Annotated in this window: 23 protein-coding genes; 9 read left to right on the forward strand and 14 right to left on the reverse strand. The window is 66.4% G+C overall.

Translation table 11 applies throughout. The features are described 5' to 3' along the window. Positions 1–12: 12 nt before the first annotated feature. From KQ910_RS27225 to KQ910_RS13995, 8 genes are all read right to left on the reverse strand, one after another. Positions 13–1,554 (reverse strand): adenylate/guanylate cyclase domain-containing protein, encoded by a 1,542-nt coding sequence (locus KQ910_RS27225; protein ID WP_216961174.1) that lies wholly within the window; start codon positions 1,552–1,554, stop codon positions 13–15. Then, entirely contained in the window at positions 1,551–3,053 is a 1,503-nt protein-coding gene (locus KQ910_RS13965; protein ID WP_216961188.1) for an adenylate/guanylate cyclase domain-containing protein, read from the reverse strand. The genes KQ910_RS27225 and KQ910_RS13965 overlap by 4 nt, the downstream gene beginning before the upstream one ends. A 61-nt stretch (positions 3,054–3,114) precedes the next feature. Beyond that, positions 3,115–4,206, reverse strand: a complete 1,092-nt coding sequence (locus tag KQ910_RS13970; RefSeq protein ID WP_216961191.1) for a transglutaminase-like domain-containing protein — start codon at positions 4,204–4,206, stop codon at positions 3,115–3,117. Positions 4,207–4,362: 156 nt separating this feature from the next. Then, entirely contained in the window at positions 4,363–5,079 is a 717-nt protein-coding gene (locus tag KQ910_RS13975; RefSeq protein WP_216961193.1) for an ABC transporter ATP-binding protein, read from the reverse strand. Continuing rightward, a complete protein-coding gene (locus KQ910_RS13980) occupies positions 5,076–5,807 on the reverse strand; it encodes an ABC transporter ATP-binding protein (RefSeq protein ID WP_216961196.1) in 732 nt (243 codons plus the stop codon). Before KQ910_RS13980 ends, KQ910_RS13975 begins: the two co-directional genes overlap by 4 nt. After that, complete coding sequence (locus KQ910_RS13985) at positions 5,804–6,802, reverse strand: branched-chain amino acid ABC transporter permease (RefSeq protein WP_216961200.1); 999 nt, start codon at positions 6,800–6,802, stop codon at positions 5,804–5,806. The genes KQ910_RS13980 and KQ910_RS13985 overlap by 4 nt, the downstream gene beginning before the upstream one ends. Before the next feature lie 10 nt (positions 6,803–6,812). Further along, positions 6,813–7,694 (reverse strand): branched-chain amino acid ABC transporter permease, encoded by an 882-nt coding sequence (locus KQ910_RS13990; protein ID WP_216961203.1) that lies wholly within the window; start codon positions 7,692–7,694, stop codon positions 6,813–6,815. 170 nt (positions 7,695–7,864) lie between these two features. Next, positions 7,865–9,115, reverse strand: a complete 1,251-nt coding sequence (locus KQ910_RS13995) for an ABC transporter substrate-binding protein (protein ID WP_216961205.1) — start codon at positions 9,113–9,115, stop codon at positions 7,865–7,867. A 73-nt stretch (positions 9,116–9,188) separates the two neighbouring features. On the opposite strand from KQ910_RS13995, the gene uraD reads away from it, so the two are divergent. From uraD to KQ910_RS14020, 5 genes are all read left to right on the forward strand, one after another. Next, on the forward strand, positions 9,189–10,070 hold the full coding sequence (gene uraD / locus KQ910_RS14000) for a 2-oxo-4-hydroxy-4-carboxy-5-ureidoimidazoline decarboxylase (protein ID WP_216961208.1): 882 nt from the start codon (positions 9,189–9,191) through the stop codon (positions 10,068–10,070). A gap of 17 nt (positions 10,071–10,087) precedes the next feature. Further along, positions 10,088–11,527, forward strand: coding sequence for an NAD-dependent succinate-semialdehyde dehydrogenase (locus tag KQ910_RS14005; protein ID WP_216961211.1), 1,440 nt, complete (start codon positions 10,088–10,090; stop codon positions 11,525–11,527). A gap of 158 nt (positions 11,528–11,685) precedes the next feature. Continuing rightward, positions 11,686–12,660 carry a Bug family tripartite tricarboxylate transporter substrate binding protein gene (locus tag KQ910_RS14010; protein WP_216961214.1) on the forward strand — a complete coding sequence of 325 codons (975 nt, stop codon included), beginning with the start codon at positions 11,686–11,688 and terminating at the stop codon, positions 12,658–12,660. Between the two features lie 85 nt (positions 12,661–12,745). After that, positions 12,746–13,687, forward strand: a complete 942-nt coding sequence (locus tag KQ910_RS14015; protein ID WP_216961217.1) for a Bug family tripartite tricarboxylate transporter substrate binding protein — start codon at positions 12,746–12,748, stop codon at positions 13,685–13,687. A gap of 5 nt (positions 13,688–13,692) precedes the next feature. Next, a complete protein-coding gene (locus KQ910_RS14020; protein ID WP_216961220.1) occupies positions 13,693–14,667 on the forward strand; it encodes a Bug family tripartite tricarboxylate transporter substrate binding protein in 975 nt (324 codons plus the stop codon). A 156-nt stretch (positions 14,668–14,823) separates the two neighbouring features. On the opposite strand, the gene KQ910_RS14025 is transcribed toward KQ910_RS14020, so the two are convergent. From KQ910_RS14025 to KQ910_RS14040, 4 genes are all read right to left on the reverse strand, one after another. Further along, entirely contained in the window at positions 14,824–15,141 is a 318-nt protein-coding gene (locus tag KQ910_RS14025; protein ID WP_216961224.1) for an SDR family oxidoreductase, read from the reverse strand. Positions 15,142–15,169: 28 nt separating this feature from the next. Next, entirely contained in the window at positions 15,170–15,463 is a 294-nt protein-coding gene (locus KQ910_RS14030; RefSeq protein WP_216961226.1) for a putative quinol monooxygenase, read from the reverse strand. Positions 15,464–15,632: 169 nt separating this feature from the next. Further along, a complete protein-coding gene (locus tag KQ910_RS14035; RefSeq protein ID WP_216961229.1) occupies positions 15,633–15,935 on the reverse strand; it encodes a putative quinol monooxygenase in 303 nt (100 codons plus the stop codon). 211 nt (positions 15,936–16,146) lie between these two features. After that, positions 16,147–16,866: an SDR family NAD(P)-dependent oxidoreductase gene (locus KQ910_RS14040; RefSeq protein ID WP_216961233.1), complete on the reverse strand. Its 720-nt coding sequence runs from the start codon at positions 16,864–16,866 to the stop codon at positions 16,147–16,149. Between the two features lie 66 nt (positions 16,867–16,932). Between KQ910_RS14040 and KQ910_RS14045 the strand changes: the two genes are divergently transcribed. Together KQ910_RS14045 and KQ910_RS14050 are read left to right on the forward strand one after the other, a co-directional pair. After that, positions 16,933–17,715, forward strand: coding sequence for an alpha/beta fold hydrolase (locus KQ910_RS14045; protein ID WP_216961235.1), 783 nt, complete (start codon positions 16,933–16,935; stop codon positions 17,713–17,715). A gap of 42 nt (positions 17,716–17,757) precedes the next feature. After that, positions 17,758–18,684 (forward strand): cation diffusion facilitator family transporter, encoded by a 927-nt coding sequence (locus KQ910_RS14050; protein WP_216961239.1) that lies wholly within the window; start codon positions 17,758–17,760, stop codon positions 18,682–18,684. 12 nt (positions 18,685–18,696) lie between these two features. On the opposite strand, the gene KQ910_RS14055 is transcribed toward KQ910_RS14050, so the two are convergent. Both KQ910_RS14055 and KQ910_RS14060 read right to left on the reverse strand, forming a co-directional pair. Next, positions 18,697–19,893 carry a CaiB/BaiF CoA transferase family protein gene (locus tag KQ910_RS14055; protein ID WP_216961242.1) on the reverse strand — a complete coding sequence of 399 codons (1,197 nt, stop codon included), beginning with the start codon at positions 19,891–19,893 and terminating at the stop codon, positions 18,697–18,699. A gap of 19 nt (positions 19,894–19,912) precedes the next feature. Beyond that, positions 19,913–20,701, reverse strand: coding sequence for an enoyl-CoA hydratase (locus tag KQ910_RS14060; RefSeq protein ID WP_216961244.1), 789 nt, complete (start codon positions 20,699–20,701; stop codon positions 19,913–19,915). A gap of 81 nt (positions 20,702–20,782) precedes the next feature. On the opposite strand from KQ910_RS14060, the gene KQ910_RS14065 reads away from it, so the two are divergent. Together KQ910_RS14065 and KQ910_RS14070 are read left to right on the forward strand one after the other, a co-directional pair. Continuing rightward, a complete protein-coding gene (locus KQ910_RS14065; protein ID WP_216961247.1) occupies positions 20,783–21,850 on the forward strand; it encodes an ABC transporter ATP-binding protein in 1,068 nt (355 codons plus the stop codon). Between the two features lie 3 nt (positions 21,851–21,853). Continuing rightward, positions 21,854–22,915 carry an ABC transporter substrate-binding protein gene (locus KQ910_RS14070; RefSeq protein WP_229600404.1) on the forward strand — a complete coding sequence of 354 codons (1,062 nt, stop codon included), beginning with the start codon at positions 21,854–21,856 and terminating at the stop codon, positions 22,913–22,915. Positions 22,916–22,917: the final 2 nt, after the last annotated feature.

The raw sequence follows: 22,917 nt of genomic DNA on the forward strand, positions 1-22,917 counted from the left end.
GGACGGCGGACCTCAGACGGCATCGATGGTGAAGATGGCGAGCGACGCGCTGCGGCCGCGGACGGCGGTGCTGCCCAGCGGCTTGAACACGAACTCGGTGCCGCAGCCGGCGCGCGTCGTCTCCGACAGCAGAATGCTCGTGCCGTGATCCTTGTTCAACTTCTCAAGCCGCGCGGCCAGGTTCACGGTGTCGCCTAGCAATGTGAAGCTGAGCCGCTGGCCGGCGCCAACCGATCCGCCGATGACCGCGCCGGTGCTGATCCCGATGCGGGTGACGAACGGCACCCTGGCTTCGCCGAAGAGGCGGCCCGTGACGGCGCGCTGGATGTCGACGGACGCGCGGATGGCGGCCGCCGCGTGGCCTGGGCAGGCGAGCGGCATGTTGAAGGAGGCGAAGAGACCGTCACCGATGAACGTGTTCACCACGCCGCCGTGCGCGCGGATGGGAGCGAGCACGGTTTCCAGATACTCGTTGAGCGCGCCGATGAGATGGTCCGGCGGCAGGGTCTCGGCAATCGTCGTGAAGCCGGAGACGTCGGTGAACAGGATCGTGGCCTCGCGCGTCTCGCCGGCCAGCACGCCGTCGCCGCCGCGCTGCAGGATGGTCGAAGCCACGCTCTCGTCGACATAGCGTCCGAACGTCTCGCGGATCCGCTCGCGCTCGCGCAGTCCCTCGACCATGGTGTTGAACTGGCCTGTCAATTCCCCGACCTCGTCGTTGGAGGTGACGGGAACGCGCACCGACATGTCGCCCTGCGCGACCGCCGACATCGCACTCGACAGGATGCGGATGGGACGTAGCAGCGATCTTCCGATGAAGTAGACCGACACGGCCACACCCATCAGAGAGATGACGACGTCGGTCGCGATCTCGAACTGCAGCTTCACGCCTTCATAGGAAAAGAGATCGATGATGACGGCGGTCATCGGCGCCAGAGAGATCACCAGCAGGGCGATCCCGAGCTTCAGCCGGTAGCGGCCGAAGAACAGCGACAGGTTGTGGCCGCTGCGCTCGAAGATGTAGGCGCAAAGACTGCCGAGATAGTCGCTTATGACGAAATAGATGTAGGTGAAGTAGAAGAGCGGGAGCAGGACGCAGAGCGCGATGGCATCGGCCAGCGTCTGCGTGGGCAGCCCCTGCAGCGTGGCATCGGGCCAGAGGAACGGCGCTGCCACCCGGAACCCCACCATCACCATCGCGAGGAGGGCGACGCGCGCGGCCGTCAGGACCGGCAGCTGGGTGAGCCGGCGCTGCGCCTCTTCGAACGAGCGCTGCCCGGCCAGATACTCTTCGATCGGGTCGAACAGGCGCCGGCAGACCAGGTAGTTGATCCCGACGAGAAGGAAGAGCCCCACCGCCATCGAGCGCGGCGCATAGGACCAGGCATTGGCGAAGACCACGAAGACCGACGTGAAGATGATATCGACGCCGGCGGCCGAAACGGTGCGCAGCAGGTAGCGGCGGCGCAGCCCGGCGATCTCCGCCGGGCTGGCGATGGCGGGCGCGTCGCCGGCCGCGGTCACGGTCACGGGGGCCGTAACTGCGGCCGTCACTGGGGCAGTCCCACGCGATACACCACGACACCGTCGTGATGGCCGCGCACGTCGGTGGTCCCGAGCCGCTCGCAGAAGCCCTGGGCGCCGGCGGCCACGACCGTGCTTTCGGCGGCGAGGATGCGGGTGCCGAACTTCTTGTTGAGCTGCTCGATCCGCGAGGCCACGTTCACCGCGTCCCCCAGCAGCGTGTAGCTGAGGCGATTGTCCGTCCCGATGGTGACGCCGATCACCGGGCCGGTGTTGAGGCCGATGCGGGTGTGCAGGACCTGGCCGTGGGCGAAGCGGGCCTCGGCCAGCGCCGCCTGGATGTCCAGCGCCGCGGCGATCGCGGCCGCGGCGTGGTTCGCCAGGGGCCGTGGCAGGTTGAAACTCGCGAACAGACCGTCGCCGATGAAGTTGTTCACGATGCCGCCATGGCGCTGGATCACCGGGACGACGGTGCGGAGATAGGCATTCAGCACTTCGGCGACGTCGGTGGGCTCCAGGCTCTCCGACAGGCTGGTGAAGCCCGCGATGTCGGTGAACATCAGCGTCGCCTCCGCGGTGGTGTCGATGCTGCGGCCGGTATTGCCCCGGTTGGACAGGATCGACGTGGCGACCGTTTCGCTGACATACTTGCCGAATGTGTCGCGCAGATAGGCCTTCTCGGCGAGACCCTCGACCATCAGGTTGAAACGGCTGGCGGCATGGCCCAGCTCGTCGTTGGACGTCACCGGCAATCGCACCGTGTAGTCGTTGTCGGCGACGCGGCGCAGGCCGCCGTCCAGCCGCGTGATCGGCCGCGTCAGCGCCTCGGAAACCCAGTAATACATGAAGATCGCGCCGACCGCCGATGTCGCGATGTCGGACGTGACTTCGCGGACAAGGCGGTCGCCGGAATAGCTCATCACGTCGGCGATCATCAGGACCATGGTCGAGAAGGTGACGAACAGCAGCGCCATCGCGACCTTGCGGCTGAAACGGCCCTTGAAGTGCGAAATGTTGACGCCGCGCGCGCGGAAGAGCTGCTGGCACAGATGGTCGAGGTAGGCGGCGACCATGAAGAAGGTCAGCACGACGACGAAGCCGGTGCCGACCGTCAGGTTGGCGATGACGTCCGGCCAGGCTACCTGCTGCAGCGTGGCGCCGAAGGTGATGTCCAGACGATGGGACAGGAGGCGGACGGCCATCATCGGCGCGTACATCACGCCGATCACGAAGGCCGAATGGCGTGGCAGCCGCGACAGTTGGAACTCGATGTCGGCGAATACGGCGCGGCCTTCGATGAAATGCCGGATCGGCCGGATCAGCAGCCAGGCCCCGAGACCCACGCCACCCACGAGGAACAGGGCCGAGATCGCCAGCGACGGCAGGAAGACCTGCGGTGCCTCGTTCAGGGCGCTGTAGACGACGAGCGTGAACAGGTCGATCAGGAACGGCACCGACATCGCGAAGTAGTAGCGATGCACGAGGCTGGCGGGCACCGCTGCCGGTGCCGCGTCGGTCGATGCGGTCATGCGCCGGATATAATGCGGATCGGGGCGGAGCGGAATGCCCCGCCCGCCGCAGTGGCCCGGCTCAGGCCGTCAGTTCACGCGCGGTGATGCGGTACTTGAACTTGTCGGGATCAAGCGAATCCAGGAAGCCCGCCCGGTTCTCGGCCTGTGGGTACATGAAAAAGGCGATCGGATCCTCCTTCGAGCCCGGCAGCTTCACGTCGTGCGCCACGTTGTAGGCGAGCCAGTTGCCCTCCCAGGAACCGAACAGCGCCCGCCGCGCCGCGACCACCTTCGGGTCGGTCATGGCGAGGTTGGTCGGCGGTTCCTCCAGCACGACCTTGCGCACGTCGGCCGGGTCGACCGGCGTCCAGCCCGAGCCCGTGAGCCAGACCTCGGCACGGCAATGCTGCGCCTTGGACACGACCTCGGAGCCGGCACCCAGCGCCTTGAAGCCGAATTCCGACGGCATGACGCGGATGCCGTAGACGTCGCGCGCCGGCAGGCCGACCGAGCGGGCGAGGCCGACATAGAGCGCGTTCAGGTCGGCACACTTGCCGTTCAGGTTGCCGGTCCGGATCATCGTCGTGATGTCGCCGACGCCGCAGCCCAGCGTCTTGGCATTGCGGAACGTGTTCTCGACCACCCAGTCGTATATCGCGCGTGCTTTCGCGACGTCACCCTGCTTGCCGCGTACGATTTCCTCAGCCGTTTCCTTCACCAGCCCATCGGTCGGCAGGAAGGTGGTCGGCATCAGGTTCAGCTTGCGCTCGGCGTCGCTGAGCGGTGCGGTATTGCCCTTGCCTGGTACCACCGACCGGTTCTGCGCCTGGACCTGCGCCACGACCTCGATCATGGGCGACTGCTGGTCGCCCGACCATTCGACCCTCAGCATCTCCGCGCCGTACTTGGGATCGCGCACCCGTTCGGCAACACGCGCGTTGCCGGTCCAGGTGACGGTGCCCGGGCGCTGCCAATCCGGCGCCTCGAAGGTCGGCAGCGGGATCCACGCCTTGTTGGCGCCGGCTGTCGGCTCGACGCGCGTCGTCAGCACGTAGGTGCGCCAGCCCTTCGGCACCGGCGCGTAGGTCGCGGCATGCGCCGACGCGAGGCGCGGCGCGAGACCGAGGGCGCCGGCGGCGAGGCCGGCCTTGAGCATGTCACGACGATTCATTTCGCAATCTCCCCATGGGCAAAAATATGCCGGGGAGGGAGGTCGTCCCGTCGTCGGGAGGAGCCACATCCATCCCGGACCAATCCGCGTCGCACGCGACAGCGGTGAGTACCGGAAGGCACAGGATTGCAACGGCCTGCGGCGCTCGTCAACGCCTCAGAGGCCGAGATAGGCTTGCCGGACGCGGTCGTTGGTCAGGAGGTCGGCGCCCGGCCCTTCGAGTTCGATGCGACCGTTCTCCAGCACGTAGCCGCGATGGGCGATGCGCAGCGAAGCCATCACGTTCTGCTCGACCAGCAGGATGGTCAGACCCTCCTCGTTGAGGCGGCGCACGATGCGGAATACTTCCTGCACGATGGTGGGCGCGAGGCCGAGCGAGGGCTCGTCGAACATGATGAGGCGCGGCTGGCCCATCAGGCAGCGGCCGATGGCCAGCATCTGCTGCTCGCCGCCCGACAGCGTGCCGGCCGCCTGGCGACGTCGTTCCGCCAGTCGCGGGAACATGGAGAAGACGCGCTCCAGCGTCTGCTTTTCCAGAGCGCGCGCGCGCTTCGGTGTGGCTCCCATCTCGAGATTTTCGAGCACGGATAGATTGGGGAAGACCTGACGGCCCTCGGCGACATGGCCGACGCCCGCCTCGCACACACGCCAGGAGGGCCAGCCGGTGATATCGGTGCCGTCGAACCGGACATGGCCGCGCGCCGGCTTCTCGATCCCGTGGATCGAGCGGATCAGCGAGCTCTTGCCCGCGCCGTTGGCGCCGACGATGGCCACGATCTCGCCCTCGGCGATCTCCAGCGAGACGCCGGCCAGCGCCTGGGCGTCCCCGTAGTAGAGGTCGAGGGTCTCGACCTGGAGGAGCGGCGCGCTCATGCCGGTTCCGGCTCGCCGAGATAGACGTCGAGCACGGCCTGGTGGCGTGCGATCTCGGCCGGCGTGCCCTCGGCGATCTTCTCGCCGTAGCTCACCACCACGATGTTGGACGCCAGCGCCATGACGGCGCGCATCACATGCTCGATCAGCAGGATGGTGAGGCCGGTGCGCCGGTTGAGGTCCTGCAGGAAGGCGACCATCACGTCGATCTCGGTGGGCCGCAGTCCCGCCATCACCTCGTCGAGCAGCAGGAGCTTCGGCTCGGTGGCGAGCGCCCGCGCGACCTCGAGCCGCTTGCGATCCGGCAGAGTGAGGCTCTCCGCCGCCTGGTGACGCCGGTCGTGCAGGCCGAGCTGCATCAGGATGTCGGCGGCGTAGGCGCGCGCGTCGGGCAGGGCGTGCCGGCGATGCAACGCGCCCACCGTGACGTTCTCCAGCACGCTCAGCCCCTTGAACGGCTTCACGATCTGGAAGGTACGGCCGACGCCGGCGTCGCAGGCGAGATCCGGGCGCAGCCCCGAAATCAGTTTTCCGTCGAGGCGCACGCTCCCGGCGTCCGGCCGATAGACGCCCGCGATCATGTTGAAGATGGTGGTCTTGCCCGCGCCGTTCGGGCCGATGAGGGCGTTGATGGCGCCGGCCGGAACGTCGAACGAAACGTCGTGCACGGCGCGCAGGCCCCGGAAGCTCTTGCCGATGCCGTCCAGTTCGAGCCGCGCGCCGCTCATCGGCGCTTCTCCCCGAAGCCGAGGCGTTCGGCGATCCAGGGCCAGACGCCGGCCGGGCGGTACATCACAATCACCAGCAGCGCGAGGCCGTAGAAAATCTGCTTCAGGCCTGAGACGTGGAAGACTTCGCTCAGGTCGGTGAAGATCTCGCCGAGGCCGGTCAGCACCACGGCGCCGACGATGGGACCGAACAGCGTGCCCAGCCCGCCGATGATCGGCGCCAGGGTGAACTCGATCGACCGGCCCATGGCGAAGGCGGTCTCCGGAAAGAGGTTGTTGTAGTAGAAGGCGTTCCAGACGCCGGCCAGCGCCGTCAGCGCCGCCGAGATCACGATCGCGATCATCTTGCAGCGCAGGACCGGCACGCCGACCGCCTGCGCCGCTTCCGGGTCTTCGCGGATGGCCAGCCAGCAGCGGCCGAGCCGGCTTTCCAGCAGGGCGCGGCACAGGATGAAGGCGCCGACCGCCAGTGCCAGGATCACATAGTAGAAGAGAAGCGGCCCGCCGCGCAGGTTCAGGATGTCGGAACTGGCATCGACCTTGAGGAAGAGGCCGCCCGAGCCGCCCGCCCAGCCCCAGTGATCGAAGGCGATGCGGGTGAACTCGCTGAAGGCGATCGTCAGCAGCGCGAAGTAGACGCCGGCCAGCGAGAAACGGAAGCCGAGATAGCCGACGATCGACCCTGCGGCGACAGCGGCTGCGACCGCGACGAACACGCCGGCCCATGGGCCGATGCCGTAGTGGAAGAAAAGCCCGGCAGCGATATAGCCGCCCACGCCGGCATAGAGCGCGTGCCCGAGCGAGAGCTGCCCCGCGAAGCCCATCATGATGTTCCAGGCTTGGCCCACGAAGGCGAAATAGAGGACCAGGATCAGGACCGACAGGCCGTATTTGCCGAGCAGCGCCGGCGCCACCAGCAGGAGTGCGAGCAGCAGGCCGAGGCCCCAGAGTGCGCGGGCCGGTACGCCGTCGGTGAGGCGCGCGAGGAAGCTCACGATGCGCTCCTCATGGGCCGCTCTTGCCGAACAGGCCCTGCGGCCGCAGCAGCAGCACCAGGATCAGGATGCCGAAGCTGACCATGCTCTTCAGCGACGGCTGGAGCAGGAGGCCTGCGACCGCTTCGCTGACGCCGATGAGGAGACCTCCTGCCAGCGCACCGGTCATGCTGCCCAGTCCGCCCACGATCACGATGACGAAGGCGAGCAGCGTGTATTCGGCGGCGAGGAAGGGTGTCACCGGAATGATGGTGATCATCAACGCGCCGGCCGCGCCGACACAGGCGGCGCCGACACCGAAGGTGAAGGCGTAGAGCCGCCGCACATCGAGACCCACGACCAGGGCGCCGAGATTGTTGTCGGCGGCGGCGCGGATCGACTTGCCGGTGCGGGTGCGGGTGAAGAAGAGCCACAGCAGGCCGGCGATCACCACCGCGGTGAGGGCGGCATGCACGCGGACCGCGTCGAAGACGAAGGGACCGAGTTCGTAGGAATCGAACTGCGAGTCCATCTGCACGCCGCGCGAGTCCGGGCCTGCTATCACCAGGCAGGCATTGACCAGCAGGATGGCGATGGCGAGCAGCAGCAGGAACTGCTGGTGCTCGGGCCGGCCGATGAAGGGCGAGATCACGGCGCGCTGCAGCGCATAGCCCGCGCCGAAGAACAGCAGGGCGATCAGCGGCAGGCTCAGCATCGGCGAGAGCTGCAGGTATTCGAAGCCCATCCAGGCGAGATACATGCCCACGACCATGATCTCGCCGTGCGCGAAGTTGACCACGCGCATGACGCCGAAGATCACCGACAGTCCGAGCGCCATCAGCCCGTAGACCATGCCGGTCAACAGGCCCTTGGTGATCGCCTGGGCGAGCGAGAGAAGAAAGTCGGCGGTCATCGGCTCATGGTCTTCGCCTGCGCGGCGGGTCGGCAATTCCCATACGACTGAAGGATCCCTCACTTCGTTCGGGATGACACTGTGCTTGCATCGGCGCACTGCGCCAACATCGACAATGGTGTCATCCCGAACGAAGCGAGGGATCCTTCATTTTCACTCAAAACGCAGTGTCAGGTGCGGCGCTTGTCGTTCCACGGCGGCATCGGGAAGACCAGCGGGGCGGCAGCCGATTCGAGCGGCAGCACGACCGTGGGCTTGCGCTTCAGGTTCTCGACCGCCGTGGCCTTGATGTTGACGTTCTGGCCCTTGGCGTCGAACTGGATCGGACCGCCCACCATGACGTGCTGGTCGATCTTGATCTTGCGCAGCGCCTCCATCAGGTCGCCCGGCTTGGTCGACTTGGCGGCGAGCCAGGCCTGGGCGGCGATCAGGATACCCTCGAAGGTGAAGCCGCCGTTCAGATCGAGCTGGTCGTTGGGATACTTCGCGGCGTGGCGCTTCTCGAGGGCGGCCGTCATCGTCGACTTCGGGTCGAGCCACGGCACGTTCGAAATCATGTACTCGCCGTACTTGCCCATGGTCTTCAGGAAGTCCTGCTCGTAGAGGCCGGGCGCGCCGGGGTTCAGGACGCCCATCGGCTCCCAGCGCTGCTTCACCATCTCCTGGACCAGCAGCTTGGCGTCGTTCAGGCGGCTCACCGGCAGGAGTAGCTCAGCCTTGGTGGCCTTGGCCTTGGCGACCTCGACGGAGAGATCCTTGGCCGCAACGTCGTAGCTGATCGTGTCGACCAGCTCGTAGGGCATGTCGAGCTTGGGAAAGAGCGCCTTGATGCCGTTGATCATGGCCGTGCCGAACGTGTCGTTCACGCTCATCAGCACGGCGGTCTTCGGTGTCTTGCCCGAGACCTTGAAGATTTCCTTGTGCAGGGCCAGCGCGCCGGTGATGAGCATCGGCGCCGTCGGGAAATTGCGCACGACGAACTTGTAGCCCTGCTCGGTGATCTGCGGCGCGGCTGCGATGTTGACCACCAGCGGCACGCCGCGCTGCTCGCAGACCTGCGCGATGGCGATGGTCTGGCCGGAATCGAAGGCGCCGACCAGGATATGGCATCCCGCGTCGATCGCCTTCTCGGCCTGGGTGCGGGCGACGTCCGGCTTGGTCTCGGTATCGTAGTTCACGATGTCGAGCTTCACCGGCAGCTTCATGTCGGCGAACACGTCGTTCGCCACATCGGCGCCGCGCTTGCAGGCCTGGCCGATCTGCGCCTGCAGGCCGGAGGTCGGCAGCAACAGGCCGACCTTCAGGTTGGCCGGCGCACCCTGGGCGAAGGCTTCGCGCAGCGGGAGCGGGGCGCCGAGCAGGGCAGCTCCCGCAAGAGTAGTCTGGCCGAGGCGACGGCGGGTGAAGTTGCGGCCGGTCATTGCGGCTCCTCCCTATGGATTTTGCTAGGGCGGACTATAGAGGCGGTCCCGGGGGCATGCTAGGTGGGCCGGCATGTTTCACGCTCTTGCAGACCTGAACCGCACGGCCTCCGCGGACTTCTGTGCCGCGATCGGCGATACCTTCGAGCTGGCGCCGTGGGTCGCCGAAGCCGTCGTGGGTCAGCGGCCCTTCGCCAGCGTCGCGGCGCTGCACGAGGCGATGATGGGCGCGGTCCGGTCCGCGCCGCGCGAGCGCCAGCTCGCGTTCGTGTGCGGTCATCCCGATCTCGCCGGCAAGGCGGCTCGCGCGGGCGCACTGACCGAAGAGTCGCGGCATGAGCAGGCGAGCGTCGGCCTCGACACGCTTTCCGAAGAGGAGTTCGCGCGATTCCATCGGCTGAACGATGCCTACAAGGAGAAGTTCGGCTTTCCCTTCATCGTCTGCGTGCGCCGCCATACGCGGGATTCGATCCTGAGCCAGTTCGAGCGCCGCCTGCGCCACGACGCAGCGACCGAATTCGCCACGGCCCTGCAGGAGATCGCCTTCATCACCCGGCTGCGCATTGCCGCCAAGGTGACGGGCGAGGGGATGCCCCAGGTCAATGGACGCCTCAGCACCCATGTGCTCGATACTCATGCCGGCCGTCCGGCGATTGGCGTCGCGATCGAACTCCATGAGTTTGCCGGCGAACGGGCCCATCGTATCGCCACCGCCGTGACCAACGCCGATGGCCGCACCGATGCGCCGTTGATCGGCGGCCGGCCGCTGCCGATCGGCATCTACGAGCTGAGATTTGCGGTGGGCGACCACTTTCGCAGCAGGGGCATCGAGCAGGGCGATCCGCCATTTCTCGACATCGTGCCTTTACGCTTTTCCATTGCCGAGCCGGAGGGGCATTATCACGTCCCGCTGCTCTGCACGCCCTGGAGCTATTCGACCTATCGCGGAAGTTAAGAAACGGAGGACGACCAATGACGAGCTATAACGACGTATCCCTGATGATCGATGGCGCCTGGACCAAGGGCGCCAACGGCCGGACGATCCCGGTCATCAATCCGGCGACCGAAGAAGTCATCGGGCAGGTGGCCCACGCCGAGAAGGCCGACCTCGATCGCGCGCTCGAAGCGGCGGAGAGGGGCTTCCAGGAGTGGCGCAAGGTCTCGCCGTTCGACCGCTACAAGATCATGCGCAAGGCCGCCGAGCTGATCCGCCAGCGGGTCGACGAGATCGCGCCGATCATGACCCTCGAGCAGGGCAAGCCGGTGATCGAGGCCAAGGGCGAGACGCTGCTGGCCGCCGACATCATCGAGTGGATGGCCGAGGAAGGCCGCCGCACCTACGGCCGCATCGTTCCGGCCCGCCTGCCGAACGTGCACCAGCTCGTCATGAAGGAGCCGGTCGGACCGGTCGCCGCCTTCACGCCGTGGAACTTCCCGATCAACCAGGTGGTGCGCAAGGCCTCGGCCGCGCTGGCCACCGGCTGCTCGATCATTGTGAAGGGTCCGGAAGACACGCCCGGCTCGTGCGCCCAGCTCATCAAGGCCTTCGTCGACGCCGGTGTGCCGAAGGGCGTGATCCAGCTCGTCTACGGCGTGCCGTCGGAAATCAGCGAATATCTGATCCCGCATCCGATCATCAAGAAGGTGACGTTCACCGGCTCGACGCCGGTCGGCAAGCAGCTCGCCGCGCTCGCCGGCGCGCACATGAAGCGCGTCACCATGGAGCTGGGCGGTCATTCGCCGGCCATCGTGTTCGAGGACGCCGACGTCGACCAGGCGGTGAACATCCTGGGCGCCAACAAGTTCCGCAACGCCGGCCAGGTCTGCGTCGCACCGACACGCTTCCTGGTGCACGAGAAGGTCTATCCCGAGTTCGTCGAGAAGTTCACGGCCTACGCCAAGAACATCAAGGTCGGTAACGGCCTCGACGCCGACACGCGCATGGGCCCGCTCGTCGCCGAGCGCCGCCTGCACGCGATCGACGGCTTCGTGAGCGATGCCCTCGCCAAGGGCGCCAAGGTCCAGACCGGCGGCCAGCGCAAGGGCAACAAGGGCTACTTCTACGAGCCGACCGTCCTCACCGACGTGCCGCTCGATGCCCGGATCATGAACGAGGAGCCGTTCGGTCCGCTGGCGCCGATCTCGCCGTTCAAGGATTTCGACGGGGTGATGAAGGAAGCCAATCGCCTGCCGTGGGGCCTCGCGGCCTACGCCTACACCACGAATTCGAAGACCATGGCCCAGGTCGGCGCCGCCTTCGAAAGCGGCATGGTGTCGATCAACCATCATGGTCTCGCCTTGCCGGAAGTGCCGTTCGGCGGCATGAAGGACTCGGGCTACGGCTCGGAGGGCGGCATCGAGGCGCTCGAGGCCTACCTGAACACCAAGTTCATCAGCCAGCTCGGCATGTAAAGTCGCCTCAACGGGCGGAACCTGGCCCTCCTCCGATCCGTCGGAGGAGGGCCTTTTCGTCTGCGGAACCTGTCGCCCCTCGAAACGGCGGGCAATCCGCCCTCGCCTTTTGGCAGGGCCGATCTATACGGGTCCGGTATCGATCGAGGAGCGTTGAAATGAAACGTAGAAATGTCCTGGCTGCCCTGGGTGGTCTTCCGGTCACCGCTGCGTTGGGTTCCGGCGCGCAGGCGCAGGACGCCTATCCCGCGCGGCTCGTGAAGATCCTGGTGCCGTTCGGCCCCGGCGGCTCGACCGACATCATCTCGCGCCTGATCGGCAAGCAGCTTGAGACGATGACGGGCAAGGCGTTCGTCATCGAGAACAAGCCGGGCGCCACCGGCATGATCGGCACGACCCAGGTCAAGAACGCGCCGGCCGACGGCTACACGTTGCTGCTCGGCTCGACCAGCACGCTGGCCGCCAATCCCAGCCTCTACAAGCAGATGACCTACGATCCGTCGGACTTCACGACGGTCGCCGTCAACGGTGCGACGGGCAACTTCATGCTGGTGAAGCAGGACGCGCCCTACAAGACGGTGAAGGAATTCGTCGACTACGCGAAGAAGCAGCCCAAGCCGCTCTTCTCCGGCTACGGCAACGCCTCCTCACGTGTGCCGGCCGCCCTGTTCGAAGTCACGACCGGTGTAAAGTTCGAGGAGGTTGCCTACCGCGACGCCGTCGCTTCGATCCAGGATCTGAATGCCGGCCGCGTCGACTGCGTGTTCCCCGACCAGGTGGTGGGCGAGAGCTACGTCCGCTCGGGCTATGTGCGCGCGCTCGCCGTTACGTCCAAGGAGCGGTCGCCGCTCTTCCCCGATGTTCCTGCCATCGCCGAGACCTACCCCGGTTACGTGATCATCGCTTTCTCCTGCTTCTCGGTACGCAAGGAGACGCCGGACGACATCAAACAGAAACTGAACCGGCTGATCATGGATGCGATCTACGAGCCGGCAGTGCTGGAGCGCGTGAAGCAACTGGGCTTCATCCCGCCGCCGCGGGACTGGACCATCGCGCAATGCGATGCCTTCGTGGCGAAGGAGCGCGAGGATTGGACCAAGTACATCAAGCTGGCGAAGATCGAGCCGCAATAACGCGCGGTATTGCGCCGGGCCGGCTGGCCGCTAAGCTTCCGCCCGAATGAGCAGGATTGCACGGCGAAGCTTGCTGGGGGGATTGATGGCGACCGGTGTCGGGGCGGCGGCCCCGGCACGCGCCACGGATTGGCCCACGCGCACCGTCTCCTGGATCGTGCCGTTTCCGGCCGGCGGTGGCTCGGACATGTTCGCCCGTCCCGTCGCGGCGCGGGTGGCCGAGGCGATCGGCGAATCGGTGGTGATCGACAATCGCAGCGGCGCCGGCGGGACCGTCGGCACGGCCGTTGCCGTGCGTGCCGCGCCAGACGGCTACACCCTGCTTGTCGGCGACACCGGCCTCGTCTACGCGCCGACCATCTATCCCCGGGCCGGCTTCGACTTCGTGCGGGATTTTGCGCCCATCGCCGCCTTCGGTCGCGTCCCCTATGCGCTGGTCATCAACCCTGCGCGCATCGACGCGGCCAACCTCGAAGCCTTCATCGAACTGGCGAAAAAGGCGCCCGGCAGCATCGACATCGGGTCGGCCGGGCTTGGCACCGTCACCCATCTCGCGATCGGGCTCTTCGAGGGTCGTTCGGGTACCAAGCTCACGCATGTTCCCTATCGCGGTGGTGCGCCGATGCTGCAGGATTTGCTGGCCGGCCAGATCGGCGCGGCCTTCGTGCTGGTGACCGCTGTGGCGGGCCATGTGCGGTCGGGCAAGCTGAAGGCGCTGGCCGTGATCAACCGCCGCCGCGACGCGCTGCTGCCCGACGTGCCAACGGCGCATGAGGCGGGAGTGGCGGAGTTTCGCATGACCACATGGTTCGGCCTGTTCGCGCCGGTCCGCACGCCTGACGCGATCCTCGATCGCATCCACGCCGCCGTGCAGCAGGCCCTGGGCTCGGACGATGTGAAGCGCCTGTGGGCCGAGCACGGGGCGCGGGTCGAACTCGAGAGCCGTGCCGATTTCGCGAATTTCATCGGGCGCGAGGCCGAGCGGTGGAGCCGCATCGCCAAGGCCGCCAACGTCCAGATGGAGTGAAGCCGATGAAGGTTACGCGACGTGTCACCTTGGGCGGCTTGCTGGCCGCGAGCGCGGCCGGCTCCGCGAACGCACAGCAATGGCGTCCGCCACGGGCGATGAACTGGATCGTGCCGTTCCCGCCCGGCGGCTCGAACGACACGTTTGCGCGCCCTATCGCCGCGCATGTCAGCCGGACTCTCGGCCAGCCGGTGGTGGTCGAGAATCGCAGCGGCGCCGGCGGCACGCTGGGCGGCATGGTCGTGGCGCGGGCGAGGCCCGACGGCTGCACGCTGCTGGTCGCCAACAGCGCGCAATCCTTCGCGACCGTCGTCTATCCCGATTCGGGCTTCGACCTGCTGCGCGACTTCGCACCGGTCAGCAACATCGCCCGGGTGCCGGTCGGCCTCGTGGTCAATGCGACGCGGCTCGACGTCAAGGATCTCGCTGGCTTCCTCGCGGCGGCGCGCAAGGCGCCGGACATGATCAACATCGGCTCGTCAGGTCTCGGCACCATGCCGCATCTCGCCATCGAGTTGCTGCAGCGGCGCACCAGCATCCGGCTGATGCACGTGCCCTATCGCGGCGGCGGCCCGGCGCTGCAGGACCTGCTGGCCGGCCAGCTCGACGCGACGTTCCAGCCGCTCAGCACCGTGGCGTCCTACGTCCAGTCCGGAAAGCTGCGGGCGCTCGCCGTCGCGACCATCAGGCGCGAGAGCGTGCTGCCCGACGTGCCGACCTTCGCCGAAGCAGGCGTGAAGGATTTCGAGGTCAGCACCTGGTACGGCCTGTTCGCGCCCAAGGCGACCCCCGCTGCGCCGCTCGACGCGATCCATGCCGCCGTCCAGGCCGCGCTCGCGGAGCCGGACATCAAGCGCATCTGGGCGGAGCAGGGCGCCCGCATCGACCTCGAGAGTCGCCAGGCCTTTAGCGACTTCGTGAAGGCCGAGGTCGAGCGCTGGAGCGCCATCGCGCGGACCACCGGCCTGCCGATGGAATAGCTGGCTCGGAGCGAAATCAGCGGCCCAGCTACCCACTCGTGTCATGCTGAGCGCAGCGAAGGAGCTCTCGCCAGCTACGCAGTCCTTTCATCGTTCCATTGGGTCCTTCGCTGCGCTCAGGACGACAGTTGCGGACGACGACCTTCGTCTCCTTCATCAAGTCTGCCCGCCGCCGTTCACCTGGATCATCTGGGCGTTCAGGTAGGCGCCGCCGTTGGAGACCGGCAGGCTCAGCACCGAGCCGATTTCGGCGGATGTGCCCATGCGGCCGAGTGGGACCTCGGCCATCGTCTCGCGGCGATGATGGTTCGACTCGTCGTCGTCTTCGACATCGGCTGAGATCGCATTGAAGGTGATGCCCTCGGGCCCGAACTCCCTGCCCAGCCCCTTGGTGGGCGAGTTCACCGCCGGTTTCACCGCCCGTCCGATACGGTGGCGCCGCGCCTCGAGCACATATGCCCGATTGCGCTTCATTTGTCGGGGCCGTCGGCAATCCTGTCTGTCACTCCACCGGACTGCACCGCACGGCGGTCACGTCTAGCTGAAGGTCGGCCGTCTCCTTGCGCACCTGCTGGTGCGACGCACCATTCCAATGCGATTCGAAGGCATCCTGGTTCGCATAGAGTTCGTACAGAATGAAGGTGTCAGGCTGCTCATGGGGTACGAAGATCTCCAGTCCCAGGGTGCCGGGTTCGGTCGCTCGGCACCGCTTGGCATGAGCGCGCACGTAGTCAATGTACTCGTCGCGCTTGCCTGGCTTGGTCTTGATCGTGGCGATGATGGCAAGTTTTGGCATGCGTCCTCCTGGGTTGGTCATCGCATGTCCGACAACCGATGCCTCGAGCACCCTTTCGGCCGACAGAGGTGACATGGCCTGAGGGTATAGCACCAGGTTATGAAGTGACAGACCTGCACCGCAGGCAGGCAACGCCGTCGGTCAAAGGCCGCAACGGGCTCCGCTCGGATCAGGCATCCTCGAGGATGTGGACCACGCGGTCAGCCAGCAACGCCTCGGTCTTCGCGAGCATCTGAAGGCCTGCGTCAGCGCCGATATGGGCTTTGAGATCGTCCATACTCTGCCACTTCTCGATTACGACGAATGTATCGGTCCCGACCTTCGCGAACGGGCCGGCATCGGCGTCGACCGTGATGCGGTACTCGATGCAGCCCTTCTCGGCGTGGACTGCCGGCACGATTGCCTTGAAGTGCCCGATCACTTCCTCGCGATTGCCTGGCTTGGCGGTGATGATGGCGATGACATGAATCATTGTGCTCTCTCCCCAGTCCAGCTTGCTCGAACGCGCATTCGATGCCACGTCGGTGCGACAGCGGGCCGAATCGGCCCCTGGTCCGGCCTCGCGCCTGTGGTTCCTGTCGCTACCCGCTTCCGGCATACGACGCCTCCGTGAGGAAGCTGATCTCAAGAGTAGGTGGGCCCCCCTGTCGAACAGGCGCTTCCAAAGAAACCTGGCTCTCGAATCAAGTCTGCCCGCCGCCGTTCACCTGTATCATCTGGCAGTTCACATAAGCGCCGCCGTCGGAGACCAGCAGGCCGAGCACCGAGCCGATCTCGGCGGGCGTGCCCATGCGGCCGAGCGGGACCTTGGCCATCGTCTCGAGGCGATGGTGGTTCGATTCGGCGTCGTCCTCGACATCGGCGGAGATCGGACCGGGCGAGATCGCATTCACCGTGATGCCCTTCGGTCCGAATTCCTTGCCCAGCGCCTTGGTGAGGCCCCACACGCCGTGCTTGGCGACCGAGACCGGCGCGCGGCCGGCATAGCCGTGCATCGCGTTCATGCCGGTGAAGTTGACGATGCGGCCCCAGCCCTTCTTCACCATACCCGGCAGGCAGGCCTGCGACAGCCACACGGCGGCGTCGAGATCGACCGAGATGACGCGCCGCCAGTCGGCCTCGCTCATCTCCAGGAACGGTTTGGCCGGTCGCAGCGCGGCGTTGTTCACCAGCACGTCGACCGAGCCGAACTTGGCGATCGCCTCCCGGGCCATGCGGCGGCATTCCTCGGGGCTGCCGACATCCGCGATGACGACTAGCGTTTCGACACCGAGGGCCGCGGCTTCCTTTGCCACGGACTCGCAGGCCTTGCGGTCGGAAGAGCCGTTGATCACGACGTCGTAGCCCATCCGGGCGAGCTCCAGCACACAGGCCCGGCCGATGTTTCGGCCTGCGCCGGTCACCAAAGCTGTTCTCCGCGTCGTGGCCATCTTCTATATCTCCCGCTTCATAGGTTCAGAGGGCGTGACGTGGAGCTAAAGACAATTTCGCTCGGCCAACGCTCGGCGCGAGTCTGGACCGGCGGCACCGGCGAGGCAATCGTGCTGCTGCATGGCGGCTGGGCAGGCGCGGAAGCCTACTGGTCGACCGTGACCGACGATCTCGAACGCACGCATCTCGTCGTGGCGCCCGAGTTGCCGCCGATCCATTCAGCCGACGGCCTGCCGAGCTTCGGCGCCTACGCGGAATGGCTCGCCGATCTGCTCACCGCGCTCGGCATCGAGCGCGCCACCCTGGTCGGAAATTCGCTGGGTGCCACCGTCGGTTGGTGCTTCGCCGGCCGGTACCCCGAACGCTGCGGCCGCCTCGTGCTGGTCAACGGCTATCAGCCGCCGGTCTATTCGAAGATGCTGCGCTGGCTGGCCGGCAAGACGCCCATACGTGCCCTGGCGCGTGGCAACCTGCAGCGCCTGCATTACGGTCCCGAGGTCATCCCGCTCGCCTTCCACGATCGCAGCAAGGTCCCGGCCGAGATCGCGCAGAGGCTCGCGACCTTCACCGCGGCCGACGTCGACCGCGTTCTCGACCGGCTCCTGTCCGGCGAGGAAGCGGCACCGCCACCCAAGGGCTCGGTCCTGCTGATCTGGGGCGAAGCCGACCGCTCCCCCGTTCTCGACAAGAACGGCGCGCGGAAGATGCGACTGACGCTGGAGGAGTCGCGGCTCGTCACGATCCCCGAGGCGGGGCACCTGCCGCAGGTCGAGCGGCCGGATGAATTTCTGCGGGCGCTGCGTGGTTTCCTGAAGCGGTAGGCTATCGGCGCCGACATTGTACTAAAGTCGGAGGAGGCGATCATGGCAGCAGGACATTCCCACGGTTCGCAGGGCCGCTCGCAGGCGACCGGATCCGCTGCCGCCCAGCACAAGACGCGCCTGAAGTGGGCGTTCTTCCTGACGGCCTCGTTCATGGTGGTCGAGGTGATCGGCGGCCTGGTAACCGGCAGCCTGGCGCTCATTGCCGACGCTGCCCACATGCTGACAGACGCCGGCGGCCTCGCCCTGGCCCTAATCGCCATCAACTTCGGCGAGCGTCCGGCAACGCCGCAGAAAACGTTTGGCTACGTCCGCATGGAAGTGTTGTCGGCGCTGGCCAACGCGGTCGTCCTGCTGGGCGTGACGGCATTCGTGCTCTACGAGGCCTACGATCGCTTCCTGAACCCGCCTCAGGTTCTCGGCGGGCCCATGCTGGCGGTCGCCATCGCCGGTCTGATCGTCAATCTCGTCAGCATGAAACTGCTGTCCGCGGGTTCGTCGGAGAGCCTCAACGTCAAGGGTGCCTATTTCGAGGTGATGAGCGACATGCTGGGCTCGCTCGGCGTCCTGGTCGCCGCCGTCGTGATCCTCCTCACCGGATGGACGCTCGCAGACCCCCTGATCGGTGCCGGCATCGGCCTTTTCATCGTCCCGCGCACCTGGATGCTCCTGCGCGAGGCGATTCACATCCTCATGGAAGGCACGCCGCCCCGTGTCGACCTGACGTTGCTGGAGAAGACGCTGCTGGGCATTCCCGGCGTGACGGCGGTCCACGACCTCCATGTCTGGACCATCACGTCCGGCGTCGATTCCATGAGCTGCCATCTCGTGGTCGCCGACATGGCGCGCTCGCGAGAGGTTCTCGCGGCCGCGCAAGCGGCGATGCGCGACACGTACGGCCTGACTCACAGCACCATCCAGATCGAGGATCAGGCGCTGCGAGCGCAGGAAGGCGCTTCGCGTATCTGAGAGCGATACCGCCTACACCGCGCCGCCGGACTTGAGCCCGGCGATGGCCTTAGCGTCGTAGCCCAGACCGGCCAGCACTTCGTCCGTGTGCTGGCCGAGGTCCGGCGTCGGGTTGAGCGTCTTGGGCTGCGGGTAGTCGGAGAGGTTGATCGGCTGGCCGACGACCTTGATCTCGCCGAGCGCGGGATGCTGGACCGGTCGCGCGATACCGAGGTGCTGGACCTGCGGTTCGGCGAAGGTCTTGTCGATCGTGTTGATCGGGCCGCAGGGGACGCCCGCCTTGTTCAGCGATTCGATCCAGTGCGCGCTGGTATTGGTCTTCGTCACCTCGGCCAGCCGTTCGTTCAGCGCCTTGCGGTTCTGCGAGCGCAGGGCCGGCGTGGCGTGCTCGGGATGGTCGATGAGCGTCTGGGCGCCCAGCGCCAGCGCGGCGCGCTTCCACATCTTGTCGCCGGCGGCGGCGATGTTGATGTAGCCGTCGCTGGTCGGGAAGACGCCGGTTGGGATGCTGGTCGGATGGTCGTTGCCGGCCTGCTTCGGCACCTCGCCTTTCATCAGCCAGCGCGAGGCCTGGAAGTCGAGCATGAAGATCTGCGCCTCGATCAGCGAGGTATGGACCCACTGGCCCTTGCCGGTGCGCTCGCGCGTGTAGAGCGCCAGCATGATCGCCTGCGCCAGCAGGAGACCCGAGGTGAGATCGGCAATGGGAATGCCGACCCTCATCGGGCCGCGACCGGGCTCGCCGGTGATCGACATCAGGCCGCCCATGCCCTGGGCGATCTGGTCGACGCCGGGACGCGCCGCATCGGGGCCGCTCTGGCCGAAGCCCGCGATCGAGCCGTAGATGATTCGCGGGTTGATCTTCGCCACCGTGTCGTAGTCGACCTTGAGGCGATGCTTCACGTCCGAGCGATAGTTCTCGACGATGACGTCGGCCTTGGCCGCGAGCTTCATGAAGATCGCATGACCTTCCGGGCTCTTGAGATTGAGTGTCATCGACTTCTTGTTGCGGTGCAGGTTCTGGAAGTCGAAGCCGTGGCGCGCGCCGCCCATCGAATCGTTGTTCTTGCCGCCTTCGGACGGCGGCGGCGGCGGCTCGATCTTGATGACATGCGCGCCCCAGTCTGCGAGCTGGCGCACGGCGGTCGGGCCGGCGCGATGCGCCGTGAGGTCGAGGACGGTGAGGTCGGACAGGGGCAGGGCGGTCATGGGGTTTCCTCGGTGCTCGTTAGCGGCCCTTGAAGACCGGCTTGCGCTTTTCCATGAACGCCCGGCGGCCTTCCTTGAAGTCCTCGCTGTCGAAACAGGCCTCGGCCATCCTGTCGAGCTTCGCGTGGTCCTGCTTCGATTCGGGCTTGGCGATTTCGCGCGCCGCGGCCTTGGCGAGGCTGATCGTGAGCGGCGCGTTCTGGGCGATGGCGCCGGTGATGCCGTCGACCATGGCGTCGAGCTCGGCATCGGCGGCGACGCCGTGCACCAGGCCCATGTCGTAGGCTTCCTTCGAGGAATACTGCTTGGCCGTGAACAGGAACTCCATGGCGCGCGGCAGGCCCACGATCCGCGAGAAGCGCTCGATGCGCAGGAAACCGTAGCCGAGGCCGAGCTTGGCGGCCGGCACGCCGAAGCGCGCGCCCTCGTTGCAGTAGCGCAGGTCGCAGCAGGCCGCGAGGTTCATGCCGCCGCCGATGCAGTAGCCGGTGATTTTGGCGATGGTCGGCCTGGGAAAATCGTAGAGCGCCTCGTAGCCTTCCTTGGAGATGGCGTCGTAGCGCACCTGCGCCTCGGCATTGGCGCGTTCGCTTTCGAACTTGGAGATGTCGGCTCCGGAGACGAAAGCCTTGCCGCCCGAGCCGCTGACGACGAGGCAGCGGATCTCGGGATCCTGGGCGAAGTCCTTGAGGATGCCCACGAAGCCGTCCCACATGTCGAGCGAGACGGCATTGAGCTTCGCCGGATTGTTGAAGACGACGTGGCCCACCGCGCCTTCGCGCCGCCCGATGATTTTCTGTTCCTGCATGCCGGCAATCCTTCCAATGAGGCGGCGAATATAGCGTGAGCCGGACGATTTGAATAAGGTGAGAGACAACCGGGAGGAATCGTGGCCTCAGTCGAACTGAAGGGCCTTTCCAAGCACTACGGCGCCGCCGTCGCTGTCGACGACGTTTCGCTGCGCGTGGAGCATGGCCAGCTCGTCTGCCTTCTGGGCCCGTCGGGCTGCGGCAAGACCACGACGCTGCGGCTGATCGCGGGCTTCATCGAACCCTCGGCAGGCGAAATCGAGGTTGGCGGCAAGGTACTGTCCTCGCCTTCTCGCACGGTGCCGCCCGAGGGCCGCAAGATGTCGATGATCTTCCAGAGCTACGCGCTGTGGCCGCACATGACGGTGGCCGAGAACGTCGCCTACGGGCTCAAGATCCGGAAGCTCGACCGCACCACGATCGAGAGCAAGCTGAAGGCGATCCTCTCGACCGCGCACCTCGAGGCGCTGGCCGACCGCTATCCCGGCGAACTGTCCGGCGGTCAGCAGCAGCGGGTGTCGCTCGCCCGCGCGCTGGTCGTCGAGCCCGAGACGCTGCTGCTCGACGAGCCGCTGTCCAACCTCGACGCCAACCTGCGCGAGGAGATGCGCTTCGAGATCCGCCGCCTGCACGACCAGTATCGCTACACCACCGTCTACGTGACCCACGACCAGGCCGAGGCCATGACCACGGCCGACCTGATCGCGGTGATGAACAAGGGCAAGGTCGAACAGCTCGGACCGCCGGAAGAGATTTACGCTCGGCCGCGCTCGGAATTCGTCGCCCGCTTCATCGGCGGCTCGAACGTGCTGGTGGCCAAGGCAATCGACGATGGCCGCGTCTCGGTCGGTGGCGGCGTGCTGCGCACGACGGGGCGGCCGCTGGTCGCCGGCCGGCCAGTTGCCGTCTCGGTGCGCCAGCACGAGGTCGGCATTGCCCTCGAAGCGCTACCGCCTGGAGCGGAGAATCACCTGCACGGCACCGTGACACGACAGGTCTTCCTGGGCTCGACGCGCGACTACACGGTCACGCTCGACGACGGGACGGAGCTGCGCGTCACCGCGCCGCCCGGGCGCAACATCGCGCCCGGTCAATCGGTCTGGCTGCACCTGCCGGCGGAACAATGCCGGGCATTGGCGGAGGAGTAATCCATGACGATGAAGCTGACGCGACGCCATGTGCTTGCCGCCTCGACGGCGGCGGCCGCCGGAGCGTTCATCACGCCGGTACGCGCCGCACCGCCGGAGCCGACGAAGATCACGCCCGCGCTGATCGAGGCGGCGAAGAAGGAAGGCAAATTCTCCTGGTACACGTCGGTCGATCTGGCGCTCGCGGAGAAGGTCGCGAAGGCGTTCGAGGCCCAGTATCCCGGCGTCAAGATGAAGGTCGAGCGCTCGGGCGCGGAGCGCAACTTCCAGCGCATTGGCCAGGAGTTTCAGAACAGGATCTATAACTGCGACGTCGTGAACAGTTCGGACGCCGCGCACCTCATCGTGTGGAAGCGGGCGAAGATGCTGGCGCCGTTCGTGCCGGAAGAGGTGGCGCAGTATTTTCCCGACGCGCACAAGGACCCGGACGGCATGTTCGCCTCGTGGCGCATCACGCTCTGCCCGATCGCCTACAACACGAAGCTCGTGAAGGTCGAGGACGCGCCGAAATCCTACGCCGATCTGCTCGATCCGAAATGGTCGGGCAAGATGGTCAAGGCGCATCCCGGCTACAGCGGCACCATCATGACGGCGACGCAGCAGCTCAGCCGCGATCTCGGCTGGTCGTGGTTCGAGAAGCTCGCGAAGCAGAAGGTCATGCAGGTCCAGTCGGCGACCGAGCCACCCAAGAAGCTGGCACAGGGCGAGCGTGCGGTCATGGCCGATGGCAGCGAGTATGTCGTCGAAGAGCTGAAGTCGCGTGGCGAGCCGGTCGAGATCGTCTATGCCAACGAAGGCACGCCCTTGATCACGGGCCCCTCCGCGGTGATGGCCAGTGCGCCCAACCCCAACGCGGCGCGGCTGTTTCAAGCCTGGTCGATGACGCGCGAGGCGCAGCAACTCAACATCGATGTGGGTGCGCTGCGATCGGCGCATCCTCAGGCCAGGGATCGTGCCGACATGAAGAAGTTCTCCGATGTAAAGCTGCTCAAGGAAGAGGCGAACGTCGTTGCCGACCAGGCCGACGCGATCAAGGCCCAGTACGTCAAATACTTCAAGGTGTAGCC

Origin of the sequence: Reyranella humidisoli, assembly GCF_019039055.1 — a bacterium.
GTDB classification, from domain to species: domain Bacteria; phylum Pseudomonadota; class Alphaproteobacteria; order Reyranellales; family Reyranellaceae; genus Reyranella; species Reyranella humidisoli.